The 13,322-nt window shown below is 36.9% G+C and carries 14 protein-coding genes; 12 read left to right on the top strand and 2 right to left on the bottom strand.

Annotated elements, in window-relative coordinates:
* The first annotated feature begins 77 nt into the window (after positions 1-77).
* Genes pstC through phoU form a run of 4 tightly spaced genes read left to right on the top strand, consistent with a single transcriptional unit; the run spans position 78 to position 3,266 of the window.
* On the top strand, positions 78-947 hold the full coding sequence (gene pstC / locus KQI83_RS14720) for a phosphate ABC transporter permease subunit PstC (RefSeq protein WP_216559630.1): 870 nt from the start codon (positions 78-80) through the stop codon (positions 945-947).
* Positions 944-1,804 (top strand): phosphate ABC transporter permease PstA, encoded by an 861-nt coding sequence (gene pstA, locus KQI83_RS14715; RefSeq protein WP_216559626.1) that lies wholly within the window; start codon positions 944-946, stop codon positions 1,802-1,804. The genes pstC and pstA overlap by 4 nt, the downstream gene beginning before the upstream one ends.
* A 26-nt stretch (positions 1,805-1,830) precedes the next feature.
* Entirely contained in the window at positions 1,831-2,595 is a 765-nt protein-coding gene (gene pstB / locus KQI83_RS14710) for a phosphate ABC transporter ATP-binding protein PstB (RefSeq protein ID WP_216559624.1), read from the top strand.
* 2 nt (positions 2,596-2,597) lie between these two features.
* The gene (gene phoU, locus KQI83_RS14705; RefSeq protein WP_216559622.1) at positions 2,598-3,266 is read left to right on the top strand and encodes a phosphate signaling complex protein PhoU; all 669 of its coding nucleotides are present in this window, start codon (positions 2,598-2,600) and stop codon (positions 3,264-3,266) included.
* A 28-nt stretch (positions 3,267-3,294) separates the two neighbouring features.
* On the opposite strand, the gene KQI83_RS14700 is transcribed toward phoU, so the two are convergent.
* Entirely contained in the window at positions 3,295-3,555 is a 261-nt protein-coding gene (locus KQI83_RS14700; RefSeq protein WP_216559619.1) for a hypothetical protein, read from the bottom strand.
* 85 nt (positions 3,556-3,640) lie between these two features.
* Positions 3,641-3,886 (bottom strand): hypothetical protein, encoded by a 246-nt coding sequence (locus KQI83_RS14695; protein ID WP_216559617.1) that lies wholly within the window; start codon positions 3,884-3,886, stop codon positions 3,641-3,643.
* A gap of 202 nt (positions 3,887-4,088) precedes the next feature.
* Here KQI83_RS14695 and KQI83_RS14690 point away from each other — a divergent pair, with 202 nt between their 5' ends.
* The 8 genes from KQI83_RS14690 to KQI83_RS14655 all read left to right on the top strand — a co-directional run bounded on the left by KQI83_RS14690 (position 4,089) and on the right by KQI83_RS14655 (position 13,224).
* Positions 4,089-4,937: a patatin-like phospholipase family protein gene (locus tag KQI83_RS14690; RefSeq protein WP_216559615.1), complete on the top strand. Its 849-nt coding sequence runs from the start codon at positions 4,089-4,091 to the stop codon at positions 4,935-4,937.
* 25 nt (positions 4,938-4,962) lie between these two features.
* On the top strand, positions 4,963-6,129 hold the full coding sequence (locus KQI83_RS14685) for an exonuclease SbcCD subunit D (protein WP_216559613.1): 1,167 nt from the start codon (positions 4,963-4,965) through the stop codon (positions 6,127-6,129).
* Positions 6,126-8,951: an AAA family ATPase gene (locus KQI83_RS14680; RefSeq protein ID WP_216559611.1), complete on the top strand. Its 2,826-nt coding sequence runs from the start codon at positions 6,126-6,128 to the stop codon at positions 8,949-8,951. Before KQI83_RS14685 ends, KQI83_RS14680 begins: the two co-directional genes overlap by 4 nt.
* A gap of 302 nt (positions 8,952-9,253) precedes the next feature.
* Complete coding sequence (locus tag KQI83_RS14675) at positions 9,254-9,670, top strand: hypothetical protein (protein WP_216559609.1); 417 nt, start codon at positions 9,254-9,256, stop codon at positions 9,668-9,670.
* A gap of 52 nt (positions 9,671-9,722) precedes the next feature.
* The gene (locus KQI83_RS14670; protein ID WP_216559607.1) at positions 9,723-10,745 is read left to right on the top strand and encodes a hypothetical protein; all 1,023 of its coding nucleotides are present in this window, start codon (positions 9,723-9,725) and stop codon (positions 10,743-10,745) included.
* Positions 10,735-11,787, top strand: a complete 1,053-nt coding sequence (locus KQI83_RS14665) for a hypothetical protein (RefSeq protein WP_216559605.1) — start codon at positions 10,735-10,737, stop codon at positions 11,785-11,787. Before KQI83_RS14670 ends, KQI83_RS14665 begins: the two co-directional genes overlap by 11 nt.
* Positions 11,784-12,452 carry an ABC transporter ATP-binding protein gene (locus KQI83_RS14660; RefSeq protein WP_216559603.1) on the top strand — a complete coding sequence of 223 codons (669 nt, stop codon included), beginning with the start codon at positions 11,784-11,786 and terminating at the stop codon, positions 12,450-12,452. The genes KQI83_RS14665 and KQI83_RS14660 overlap by 4 nt, the downstream gene beginning before the upstream one ends.
* A gap of 166 nt (positions 12,453-12,618) precedes the next feature.
* Positions 12,619-13,224 (top strand): histidine phosphatase family protein, encoded by a 606-nt coding sequence (locus KQI83_RS14655; RefSeq protein ID WP_216559601.1) that lies wholly within the window; start codon positions 12,619-12,621, stop codon positions 13,222-13,224.
* The last annotated feature ends 98 nt before the right edge of the window (positions 13,225-13,322 follow it).

Genomic DNA, 13,322 nt, shown 5'->3' with positions numbered 1-13,322 from the left:
TTATTCGATATCCCAACCTTGAGGGGGACTGCTGATACGGCAGTCCCTTTCAACCACGAAAAATGGAAGGAGTAATTATGGGAAAAAAAGTAAAAGAAACATTTGCGCATGTTATATTTTTTATAGCAGCATTGACATCTATTTTGGCCGTTTTACTAATCTGTGTATTCCTATTTGCAAATGGAATACCTGCTATGAAGGAAATAGGCTTATTTTCGTTTTTGACAGGTACAAAGTGGGCACCAAATAACTCTCCGGCATCTTTTGGAATTCTCCCTATGATTATAGGAAGTATTTATATTACTGCGGGAGCTATTATTGTAGGTGTACCGATTGGTATTTTAACAGCTGTTTTTATGGCATGTTTTTGCCCGAAAAAAATTTATGGTCCCTTAAAAGCAGCAATAGATTTGTTGGCAGGAATTCCATCCGTTGTCTATGGATTCTTTGGCTTGGTGGTATTAGTACCATTTATGCGAGAACTGTTTGCAAAATATGAGTGTAGAGGAACCAGTATAATTACCGCTTCGTTATTGCTGGGACTAATGATTTTACCAACCATTGTGGGAGTCAGTGAATCAGCGATTCGTGCAGTTCCGGAAAGTTATTATGAAGGAGCACTTGCATTGGGAGCAACCCATGAAAGAAGTGTATTTTTTACGGTGGTTCCGGCAGCAAAGTCCGGTATCATGGCAGGAGTTATATTAGGAATCGGACGTGCAATCGGAGAAACAATGGCAGTCATTATGGTAGCAGGAAACCAGCCGCGTATTCCAAACAGTATATTCCAGGGAGTGCGTACACTTACTTCTAATATTGTAATTGAAATGGGTTATGCAGCAGACTTACATCGTCAGGCATTGATAGCAACAGGAGTGGTACTGTTTGTATTTATTTTGATTATTAACCTGTTATTCTCAATTTTGAACAGGAGGAATGAAGCATGACAAATCAGAAAATCAGTAAAGGAAAACGTGGACCTTTGTCCTGGCTATTGTTTATATTAGTAATGGTAGCAGCACTTATTACCTTTAGTGCATTGCTTTTCCTCATTGTACATATTTTGTGGAATGGAATTCCACACATTAAACCAAGTCTTTTTGCATGGGAATACAACAGTGAAAATGTGTCTTTAATGCCGGCATTGATTAATACACTGTTAATTACCATTGTTACACTTATTATTGCAGTTCCCATTGGTATTGGCTCTGCCATCTATATGGTGGAATATGCGAAAAAAGGAAATAAAATAGTAAAAGTTGTGCGAATTACAGCGGAAACATTATCAGGTATTCCATCTATCGTATATGGTTTGTTCGGTATGTTGTTTTTTGTAACAACGTTGAAATTCCGTTTATCTCTTTTATCCGGTGCATTAACCTTGGCAATTATGATTTTGCCGTTGATTATGCGTACCACGGAAGAGGCATTAAAATCTGTACCGGATTCTTACCGAGAGGGAAGTTTTGGACTGGGAGCAGGACGTGTGCGTACAATTTTTCGAATTGTACTTCCGGCAGCAGTACCGGGAATTCTTTCCGGAGTCATTCTTGCAATCGGACGTATTGTAGGAGAGACAGCAGCATTGATGTATACCGCAGGAACCGTTACAGAAGTAGTAAGTGGAAAAGGACTTTCCTGGTTAATGGATTCCGGACGTACTCTTGCATATCATATGTATGCATTGTCATCCGAGGGATTTCATACAGACGAAGCATATGCAACAGCAGTTGTGTTACTGGTAATTGTTATGATTATTAACTGGGTTTCTAATCGCATTGCCAAAAAAATTGCGAAAGTGTAAGCAATAAACCGAAAAGGAGAATTGTTATGATAAAACAACCAACACCTAAAATTAACATTAGCGGGCTGGATTTATATTATGGAGATTTCCATGCGTTAAGGAATGTAAATCTTCCGATTTTATCCAACGAAATTACCGCTTTTATTGGACCTTCCGGATGTGGAAAGTCAACCTTATTAAAATCCTTAAATCGTATGAATGATTTAGTAGAGGGATGTAAAATTACAGGAGAAATAACCTTAGATGGTACCGATATTTATCACAATATAGACACCAATGAACTGCGTAAACGTGTGGGAATGGTATTCCAGAAGCCAAATCCATTTCCAATGAGCGTTTATGACAATATTGCCTATGGTCCTCGTACTCATGGAATCCGCAATAGAGCTCAGTTAGATGAAATTGTGGAAAAATCACTGAGAGATGCGGCAATCTGGGATGAAGTGAAGGATCGTTTGAAAAAGAGTGCACTGGGACTTTCCGGTGGACAACAGCAGAGAATTTGTATTGCCCGTGCCCTTGCGGTAAATCCGGAAGTAATCTTAATGGATGAACCGACTTCTGCCTTAGACCCGATTTCTACCTCTAAGATAGAAGATTTGGTCATAGAATTAAAGAAAGACTATACAATTGTAATGGTAACACATAATATGCAGCAGGCAACTCGTGTTTCTGACAAAACCGTATTTTTCCTTTTAGGTGAAATTGTAGAATATGGTGAAACAGAAAAAATGTTCTCTGTTCCACAGGATAAGAGAACCGAAGACTATATTACAGGAAGGTTTGGTTAATTATGAGAAATCGCTTTGACAGACAATTAGAACAACTGAATAATGAGTTAATTGAAATGGGCAATTTGATTGAGCAGGCAATTCAAATGTCTGTAAATGCGCTGATTCGCAAAGATGTAGAGGCGGCAAAAAATACCGTTGCGTTTGATCAGGAAATTGACCGACAGGAAAGAGATATTGAATCCTTGTGTATGAAACTTTTGTTACAGCAACAGCCGGTTGCAAAGGATTTGCGTTTGATTTCTGCGGCGTTGAAAATGATTACAGATATGGAGCGTATCGGAGATCAGGCATCTGATATTTCTGAGATTACCATTGCCCTGGCGAACGAACCATACATAAAGGATTTAACTTTGATTCCACAAATGGCAATGGAAACCACAATTATGGTGACACATAGTGTAGAAGCATTTGTACAAAAGGATTTGAAGTTGGCACAGTCAGTCATTGATAACGATGACACCGTAGACGACTTGTTCAGTGAAATTAAAGAAACGTTAATTGCTTTGATTCGTACCAATGCAGAACATAGTGAGCAGGCAACAGATTTGCTTATGGTAGCAAAATATTTTGAACGTATCGGAGATCATGCAACCAATATTGCAGAATGGGTAATTTATTCCATTACCGGACATCACGATTCTATTCCGGTAGATAACAAAGAAGAATAGCAAAAGGAAAAAGAGACTGGCGGGAGAATTATTTCTCCCGGATCCAGTCTCTAATTGGATTAACTTCTTTTGCTTTTTTCATAATATCAGCAGCATGATAAACGAGATAGTCGCTTAACTGCTGCAATTCCTCCGGAGAAAATCCAGAGGATTTTTCAATTGTACCACCGGGGAGAATTCCCTCGGCAAAGTCTTTTTCGCCACGTTCAAAGGATACCCGGACGGTTTTCTCACCTTTATGCATGAAAAGTCCGGAGTAGGTCATGCGAAGTTCTTCAGAACGATTCATCTTATTTCCTCCATTGATAATAAACAAGTTGAAAATAGAAACTATATTTATTATACAACAAAAAAAGAAAAAAATACGGTGAAAATTAATCCTGACGCATTAAATATAATAAAGATCCCCAGAAACCAAAGATAACTGTTATCCATCCACAGAAAATAAATACAAAAGTGGTAGGAGTGGTTGCCGGTAAATGAATCATGTCTTTTAGTAAAAATCCTACAATAAGAGAAGGAACAAATACTGCCAAAGTACGAAGAACCACATACATTGTAGTGGCAGATGCAAAACCATTGGATTCAAATTGTTGAGATAGTTTATATAATTGTTTCATAATAGTACCCTCCTTTTATAATATGAGGATAACAGAAGAAAGTAAAATGTAGTTCTAAGTATAAGTAAAGTGTGTGTAAAATTCTGGTAAACCATTTTGGGACAAAGAGTTGAGATAAAAAGGTTTTTTCTTGCTCACAAAACACGAAAGTTATATAATAAAAAATATATGGAGAAAAATAAGAGAGAAGGCAGGAATAGAAATGAAACTAGGAATTACAATGGAAGGCGGTGCCAGCAGAACCGTATTTAGCTGTGGCGTTACAGATGCATTTTTAGAGGAAGGAATTATGCCGGATTACTTTATCGGAGTTTCGGCAGGAATCGCCTATGGCGTATCTTATTTATCCAAGCAAAAAGGCAGAAATCTGGAATTGGCTACAAAATATATGCCGGACAAGCGTTATATGGGCGTAAAGCATTTATTGAAAAAAAGGAATTTTTATAATCTGGACTTTGCTTTTGGCGAGGTGCCGAATAAATTGTTGCCCTTTGATATGGATGCATTTGAAGCATATCCGGGAAAAGTAGTGGCAGGTGTGACAAATATTCATACCGGGAAGGCAGAATATATTGAAGTACCAAGAAGAGATGACAAGTATGAGGTAATTGTGGCAAGCTGTGCATTACCAATCTTATTTCAACCGGTAAAAGTAGGAAAGCATTATTATCTGGACGGTGGGTTAGCAGACTCCATTCCTTATAAACAGGCAATCAAAGAGGGATGTGACAAGAACATTGTAATTCTTACCAGAGAACGAGGCTATGTAAAGAAGCAGGAACGTGCGGGAGTTATTTCACAGAAATTATATAAAAAGTATCCGAAAATTGTAGAAGATTTAGAGAAAAGACCGGAACGTTATAATGTTTGTATAAAAGAGCTGTTTGAAAAGGAAGAGGCAGGAGAAGTCTTTGTAATAGCACCGGAAACTACTTACGGTATTGGACGTACAGAATCAGATCCGGAAAAACTTACAAAATTGTATGAAGAAGGCTATCGCCAGACAAAGGAATTGATGCCGGCATTGAAAAAGTATCTTGCCATGGAATAGGTTTGTAAAATAAAGGAGAGCAGATTTGAAAATCTTTCATTTATCAGATTTACACATAGGAAAGCAACTACATTATTATAGTCTTAAGGAGAATCAACAGGCAGTATTGCATCAGATTGTGGAACGGGCACAGGAATATGCTCCGGATGTAATTTTGATTTGCGGAGACATTTTCGATAAATCCGTACCATCGGGAGAGGCGTATACACTGTTTGATGATTTTTTAAATGAACTTTCTGAAAAATTGCCGGAAACACCGGTATTAATCATTGCAGGCAATCATGATAATGCGCAACGACTGAATTATGCCAGCAGTTTTTTGGAGAAACATCATATCTATGTGTCAGTTCTTCCACCACAGCAGCCGGAGGAACATTTAAAGAAAATACAGTTACAGGATAAATGGGGAACAGTGAATTTTTATTTGCTTCCCTTTTTAAAACCGGGATATGTCAGACATCTATTTGAAGAAGGTGTTGTAACGGATTATGAAAGTGCAGTGCGTGAAATCTTAGCAAGAGAAAATATTGATTACCAGGAACGAAATGTCTTACTGTCCCATCAGTTTTATACCAATGGCGGAAAAGCACCGGAGCTTTGCGAGTCTGAAAATACAGTGCTTTCCGTGGGAGGACTGGATAATGTGGATGTGTCTGTCATAGAACAGTTTGACTATGCGGCACTTGGACATATTCATGGAGCACAAATGGTCAAAAAGCCATCCATTCGTTATTGTGGCACACCGTTAAAATACTCCGTCAGTGAGGAACATCATAAAAAGTCCATTACTATGGTAACACTGGAAGAAAAAGGAGCAGAACCAATTATTGATACCATTCCGCTTGTACCGATACAGGAAGTGCGAAGAGAAAAGGGAATGTTAAAAGAGATATTAGCGCGGGCAACGAAGGAAAACTGTCATGACTTTATCAGTGTGACAATGACAGATGAAAAAGAGCCATATAATCCGAAAGAACAGTTAGAAGAAGTGTATGATTTTATTTTGGAACTTCGCATTGAAAACAGCAGAACCAAAAGTCTGATAGAAGAAAAAGAAGGATTAGATATGCAACTGCAACCAATGGAGATTTTCCGTTCTTTTTATGAAGAAATGAATCAGCAGACGCTGAGTGAAACAGAGGAAAAGATTGTGGCAGATATTATCAATCAATGCAGGGAGGATGAAGCATGAAACCGGTAAGACTTACTATGTCGGCATTTGGTTCCTATGCAGGTGTAGAAACCATAGACTTTGAAAAAGTAAACAATGGAATTTTCTTAATTACAGGAGATACTGGTGCCGGAAAAACAACAGTATTTGATGCCATTACTTATGCATTGTTTGACCAGACCAGTGGTGGGCGTAGAGAGGGAGAAATGATGCGCAGCCAGTATGCAGATGGAAACACACCTACTTATGTAGAGTTTGTTTTTTCCTACCAGGGACAAATCTATGGTATTCGCCGCAATCCCAACTATAAAAGAACCAGTAAAAGACGAAATAAAGAGGGAGAATTAACCCTTACCAATGAGGCTGCATCAGTAGAGCTTACCATGCCGGACGGTCAGGTGTTCCCCGGAAAGATTCGTGATATTAATGAAAAAATTATAGAGATTATCGGAGTGGATGCCGGACAGTTTACCCAGATTTGTATGATAGCACAAGGGGAATTTATGAAGTTGTTACATGCCCCATCCAAGGAACGAAAAGAAATCTTTGAACGTGTTTTTGATACGCGAATTTATCGTTTTATCCAGCAAAAACTGAAAGAGCAGGCAAAACAGGTATATGGAAATTTAGAAGATAATCGAAAACTGTGGGCACATGAAGTAGAGAGCGTTGCCTGCTTTACCAACAGCAAGTATTTTTCCGCATGGGAAGAATGTAAAGACAAGAAAGAAACCCAGGCAGAGCAAACCATAGAGATTGTAGGTCAGATGTTAGAAGAAATGAAGGAGCAGCGGGAAAAAGTAGAGGAATTTCTTCAGAAAAAACAAAAATGTGCCACAGACAACAGTATTAAGAAAAAACAGGCAGTAGATATTAATCATCAGTTGGAACAACTGGTGCAGGAAGAACAGAAAATTGCACAGACAAAACTTCAGATAGAAAATAATAAGGAAAAATTGCAGAAAATCCTGGAGCAACAGCAGGAACAGGCAAAAGTCTATCAAACGCAGATGCCAAGTCTGCAAGAGCAAATCGCAGGGTGGAGAGCACTTTTGCCGAAATATGTGATTTTAAAAGAAAAACAGGAAAGACTCCGTCAGACAGAACAAAAGAAAACAGAGGCAGAAAAGAGACTTGCAGTTTTAGAAAGCGAATTGCAGAAGAAAAAGCAGGAACTAGAGAAAAAAGCAGTGCAAATTCAACAGTTAGAACAGGCACCGGAAGTATTGTCAGAACTTCTATTAAAAGAGAGAGCATTAGCGGAAAAACAGCAAAGCCTAGAAGAAATGAAACAGCGGGCAGAGCTGATAGAAAAGTTACAGAAAGAGTGCGAAAAGCAAAGAGAACAGGTGCAAAGGCAACTGGAGGATTATCAGGAAAAGAGTAGAGCCTACGAAGAGAAAAATCGCATCTTTATTGAAGAACAGGTGGGAATCATTGCTGAAAAACTTCAGGAAGGGGAACCATGTCCGGTTTGTGGTTCCTTAGAACATCCCAAGAAGGCTTGCCTTTCCCAAGAGGCAGTTACCCAGCAGGAAGTGGAACAGGCAAAAAAACAGCGTGAACAGGCAGATAGTTTACTGAATCAGAAAAAAGAGGCTTATCAGGAAAAAAGAGGACAGGCAGAAAAGGAACAGTCTCTATTAGATCAGGAAGCACAGCGTATTTTTGGCAGAAAATTAGAAGCAGAAGAGATACTACAACAGCGTATACAGTGTAAAGAAGAATATGCCAAGGTAAAAAAACAGCGCGGTGAGGCAGAAGAACAAAAGAAGTCCTGCGAAGCATATAAAAAACAGCAGGAGAGGTTACTAGAGGAGCAGGAGAAATTATCCAAAGAGCGAGAAGATGCAACACAAAGCTGTTTTCAATTACAGGCAGAACAGAAAACGGCAAGTGAAACCTTGCAAAATATAGAACAGGAACTTCCTTATAAAACAGAACAGGAATTGCAGGAAAATCTGCGAAAAACAGAACAGAAAAAGACAGAACTGGAGCAGCAAAAAGAGACGTTGGAAAAACAAGTGCAGGAGTTGCAGCAGTCTCAGGCAAAGGAACAGGGAACGTTAGTTACATTAGAAGAACAGTTTGCCAAGAGAAAACAGGAGCTTTCCGGAAAAGAAAGAATAGATACAAAAGAGCTGGAGGAAGAAGCACAAAGACTGGCAGTGGAGATAAAGCAGTTAGAACAACAAAGAATTCTTATTGCCGGAAAAGAAAGTCGCAATCAGCAGGCGCAGGAAAATTTAAAAAAGCTGTTTCAAAAGAGAAATGTTTTGGAAAAGGAATATGAGGTTATCCATGATTTAGACCGTACTGCCAACGGAAATTTGAATCAGCAGGCAAGATTAGATTTACAGACCTATGTGCAAAGACGTTACTTTAAATATATAGTAGCAGAAGCAAATCGTCGTTTAGTAAAAATGAGCGACAGTCAATTTATATTGCAGTGCAGGGATATGGAGAATCTGGGAAAACGTGGAGAAGTAGGACTGGACCTGGATGTATATGACTTAGTTACAGATAAGGTAAGAGATGTAAAAACACTGTCAGGTGGAGAGTCCTTTATGGCAGCATTGTCTATGGCACTTGGAATGGCAGATATTATTCAACGTATGGCAGGAAAAGTACATTTGGATACCATGTTTATTGATGAAGGATTTGGTTCACTGGATGAAGAATCCAGAAGTAAGGCAATCGGAATCCTGACAGAATTAGCAGGAAATAGCCGACTGGTAGGGATTATTTCCCATGTAACGGAGTTGAAGGAACAGATAGACCGCAAACTGGTAGTAAGCAAAACCGAAAAGGGAAGTAAAGCACAGTGGATTTTGGAAAGTTAAAGAAGACTCAATACCCAAAACATTTTAAGTTATAAGTAATAATGAAAATATTATGCTTACACAATCATTTGAAGAGAAATGCAATAACGGTAAGAGGTATTTCAAATAAAAACATATAAAAATCAACATATTTTTTAAAAATCAAAAAGTATGTTGATTTTTTCTTTGAAATTTTCCTCAAAGTTCATGGTGTTTTTCGACAAAAAACGATAAAATGCAAAATCATAATACAAGGAGGTGGCAAGAGGTATAAGTAGTAGGAAAATTGAAAAAGTAAAATTGGGTAAAAGAAGGAGAGCGTTATGAAGAAAAAAAGAAATTTAATAGGTTTAGCAGTAATGGCAATTTGTATTTTGGGAATGGAAGTGCTGGCAAGTAATACATGGAGTTTAAGTAGTAGAACATATGTTGAAAATTATCATGAAGGAGGACTTAGTGATACATATGTGGGAACAGTATCGGTGTATGGGGCAGATTGGATAGATATAGGGGGAAAATTTGGTTATCCAACATATAGTAGAATTACATATGATGTGCAGGGTGATGTGTCATCTAAACAAGTTAATTCAACGGGACCTAATGATACAAAACAAAGAATAGGTAAAATTACAGTAAAAGATAAGTGGAATTTTGGTTCGAAAACAACATGCAAGTATAGCTTTGGAAAGGCAGGTAGAAATACAAATATACAACCATATACGGTGAAGGTATCAGAGTAAAAACTATATGGAGAGAGGTTTTTCTTTCTCCATATATAAAAGGAGTAAATACATGGCTTATAGAAAACAATGTATACTTTGTGCAATCATTAGTTGTCTAATAATGAGTTCGACCTTTATTTCTTTCACCTATTGTATAGGGAGAAGAATAGCAGCTAAAGATGTACCTTATGGATTATCAGAAAATTATATGAAACTTGTCAGGGAAAGCCTATGTGAAAAGTCAGTGGAAGAAATTATTGATTTAGAAAATGATACGAATGTAACAATTATTTCGGAATATTCTAATGAAAATTATATTGCGCTGTATGATCCAAGATATTATTTTTATAATGAAAATCCGGTGCAATCTATCGGTGAGCGAAGATATTTTTCTAAAAAAGATTATTTAGAACATACCAAGACAGGAGCAGCAGTAGCTTGGTCAGAAAGCCAACTGTTTGGGGGAAATATACAGCAGATGACACAGAAAGGAATCTGTGAAGAGTGCATTTTCTTAATTGACACATCAAGTAAATTGTATCAATCAGGAATTGATTATATAGTAAATATGACATCAGTGGAAAAAATGGGCGAGACAATATATATCGATAGTGACGATACAGAGAAACTACAAAAAATAGAGCATAGGCTTGTTTCAGAGGGGTATAGAGTAGCAGAAAAAAAACAAAATACATGGATAAAAATAGAAGATATAATACCACAGAGCTTGTATGAAATAGTAGTGTTTGCGGCAAATGCAGCATTATATCCTATTTATGCATTTGCGTGCGGTATGATGTTTTTTTATAACAGAAGAATACTGAAAATAAATAAGTTGTGTGGAGGAACAAGCTGGAAGATATTTTGCCATCTGTCAGAAAGATATTTTAAAGTAAATATCATAGGTTCGGCTATTATGACACTGGTTTGTCATGTTTTTATGAAAAATGCGGTTCCCCAATATGTAGGAATATGGAGCACTGTATGTCTTTATTTGGGGCATGTGCTGGTAACCGGATTCCTATTTTGGTTTAGTTATATTTGCAATATGCAAGTTTTAGAAATAAGGGGGACAAAAGCTTATGTTAAATGATATTTGGCTTGGCATAAAAGATATATGGAATGAAAAGTGGCTGGCATTGTGTTACATTTTATTTTTCTTAAATATGATGTTTATTGTGGTATCTACGACCGATTCGTTATATAGAGAGAAAATGGAAATAGAACAACAAAAAGCTCAGGATTATAAAAAATTTCAAACTTATGTAATTGGAATGCAACCGGAACAGCCGGAAGAATTTTTGAAAAATTTGAGTGACATTTATCAAAAAAATGCATTTTCTTATTGTCATGTACAGTTGCAGGCAAAGACAATAGGGGCGCTGGATACTTATATTGTATTTGGAGATGTTCCCAAAAAGCTATTTGAGAAAAAGCTTGAAAAAAATGTATCCATATTGGTCGGGAGTGGATTGACGCAGATTCGTGAGATAACGGTAAACGGAAAGAAGTATAAGGTAGATAGTGTAATAAAAGGCGATACAGAGTTTACCACCTTGGATAATGCAACAGAGTTTACAGATAATAAAGTTTTTATCATTATTTCAGAGCCTCAAATTTTAGAATGGGTAAGTCCTGAAAATTATGATGTAATGTATCAATTGGTAAAAAATACACAGATTCTTTCCAAAGATAAAGAGAGAGAGACACAGTTTTTAAGGAATGTTAATACAGGATTTTTAGATGTAAAAAAGGAAAAACCAAAAGATACAGAGGAAATTGCGTTTATTTTAAAATTTATAGACCCATTTTTGGTGATTATATTGCTGAGCTGTATGTTGTGTACCACACTTATTTTAAACGGAATGATAAAAAAGAGAATTCGAGAATTTTCATTACATTTGATACACGGAGCATTACTGACAGATATTTTTATGCGGGTTGTAACTTTTTTTGTAGTAATATTGTTAATTTCCACCGGTATAGGAATTTTTTTGGGAATTATTCAATTGGAAGAATTAGGGTTTTATGAATTATTGGAAGCAGGCATTATATTAATATTTGCAGGAATACTTACTCCAAAATTAAAAAGGCAAAATTATAGCTTAAACTTAAGAGATGGAGGTGCAATATGAAAATCGACTTGAACGGAATTACAAAAATATATAAGAGCGAGAATATGCAGACAACAGCAGTAGCTGATGTAAATTTATTTATGGCAGAAGGTGACAAGATAATTATTATTGGAGAGTCGGGAGCAGGGAAATCGACGTTATTAAACATTATAGGATGTATTGAGCGTGATTATGAGGGAAAGTATTGTTTGGATGGAACAGAAGTCAGAACATTAAAGAGAAAAAAGAAAGCACAAATCATGAATGAAGTGTTTGGATTTGTATTTCAGGAATACGCATTGGTAGAGGATGATACGGTATATGAAAATGTAAAGATCCCATTGTTGTATGGAAAGGTTAGAAAAAGTGATTATAGAGCACGGGTAAAAGAAGTGTTGGAGAAAGTACAACTGGAGCAATACATAGATAAGAAAGTAAGTGAAATGTCAGGGGGACAGCGTCAACGTGTAGCAATTGCCAGAGCATTGGTAAATAGACCATCTATTATTCTGGCGGATGAACCAACAGGGGCACTGGATAAAAAAACAGCAGAAGAAGTAATGGATATTTTATATGAATATGCAGACGAAAAAAGAATATTAGTAATTGTAACGCATGATTTGCAAAGAGTAAAAAGAGAAGGTGCTAAAGTAATAAAAATGGAACATGGAAAGATACAGGGATAATACCATACAAAGATAGGCGAAAATTTATAAATATTCAGAAAAATGTGGTATATTAAGATATAATGAGCAGTGAAAAAAAGCAGAGCTTTTTCGAACGTACATTGCGAAGTAAAGCTCGTATAGAATCACGATATGATGAAAATATCAAAATGAAAGGCTATCAGATATGGAAGTATATTTTATCCGACATGGAGGAACCAAGGGAAATACACAGCACCGCTATGTGGGAAGAACAGACGAAGAGATTCTTCCGGAGGCATGGACAGAACTAGAAAAAACAGGAAAAACTCTGGGACTGATGGATTATATATTTGTCAGTCCCTATGTGCGTTGTATACAAAGTGCAGAGGCACTTTTTGGAAAATCCCAAGAACTTCAAGGAAAAACGGAAGTGATAGAAAATTTTCGAGAAATGGATTTTGGCGCATTTGAGTATAAGAACTATCAGGAGTTAAATGGGAATCCGGATTATCAAAGGTTTATTGACAGTGGTGGAACGATTGCCTTTCCACAGGGAGAAGAACCGAAAGATTTTAAAGAACGCTGCATAAGAGCCTATGTACAGTGTATGGAAAAGGCAAAAAAGCAAAACTGGAACAGGGTGGCATTTGTGGTTCACGGTGGAACGATTATGGCAATTTTAGAGAAATATGGTCTTCCTAAGGCAAACTATTTTGACTATCAGGTAAGGAATGGAGAAGGGTTTGCAGGGAAGGTTGTAGAAGAAAATCATGTGAAATATCGAAAAATACAAAATGAAAAAAATGTATAAGGAATCAGACAAAAAAATAAAAATGTATAAATAAAAAATACAGATAAAAAGAATTGAATATGTAAAAAAAATCCGTTTTTTCTTATACTGAGGAAAGA

It is taken from the genome of Roseburia sp. MSJ-14, from assembly GCF_018918225.1.
Classification (GTDB): domain Bacteria; phylum Bacillota; class Clostridia; order Lachnospirales; family Lachnospiraceae; genus Petralouisia.
This window is presented reverse-complemented; position numbering and strand designations above follow the sequence as displayed.

Bases quoted from the DNA above. Each gene is read 5' to 3' on its own strand.
- KQI83_RS14690 (WP_216559615.1), top strand. From the start codon at position 4,089: ATGAAACTAGGAATTACAATGGAAGGCGGTGCCAGCAGAACCGTATTT.
- pstB (WP_216559624.1), top strand. From the start codon at position 1,831: ATGATAAAACAACCAACACCTAAAATTAACATTAGCGGGCTGGATTTA.
- KQI83_RS14675 (WP_216559609.1), top strand. From the start codon at position 9,254: ATGAAGAAAAAAAGAAATTTAATAGGTTTAGCAGTAATGGCAATTTGT.
- KQI83_RS14670 (WP_216559607.1), top strand. From the start codon at position 9,723: ATGGCTTATAGAAAACAATGTATACTTTGTGCAATCATTAGTTGTCTA.
- KQI83_RS14695 (WP_216559617.1), bottom strand. From the start codon at position 3,886: ATGAAACAATTATATAAACTATCTCAACAATTTGAATCCAATGGTTTT.
- phoU (WP_216559622.1), top strand. From the start codon at position 2,598: ATGAGAAATCGCTTTGACAGACAATTAGAACAACTGAATAATGAGTTA.
- pstC (WP_216559630.1), top strand. From the start codon at position 78: ATGGGAAAAAAAGTAAAAGAAACATTTGCGCATGTTATATTTTTTATA.
- KQI83_RS14655 (WP_216559601.1), top strand. From the start codon at position 12,619: ATGGAAGTATATTTTATCCGACATGGAGGAACCAAGGGAAATACACAG.
- pstA (WP_216559626.1), top strand. From the start codon at position 944: ATGACAAATCAGAAAATCAGTAAAGGAAAACGTGGACCTTTGTCCTGG.
- KQI83_RS14665 (WP_216559605.1), top strand. From the start codon at position 10,735: ATGTTAAATGATATTTGGCTTGGCATAAAAGATATATGGAATGAAAAG.
- KQI83_RS14660 (WP_216559603.1), top strand. From the start codon at position 11,784: ATGAAAATCGACTTGAACGGAATTACAAAAATATATAAGAGCGAGAAT.
- KQI83_RS14680 (WP_216559611.1), top strand. From the start codon at position 6,126: ATGAAACCGGTAAGACTTACTATGTCGGCATTTGGTTCCTATGCAGGT.
- KQI83_RS14700 (WP_216559619.1), bottom strand. From the start codon at position 3,555: ATGAATCGTTCTGAAGAACTTCGCATGACCTACTCCGGACTTTTCATG.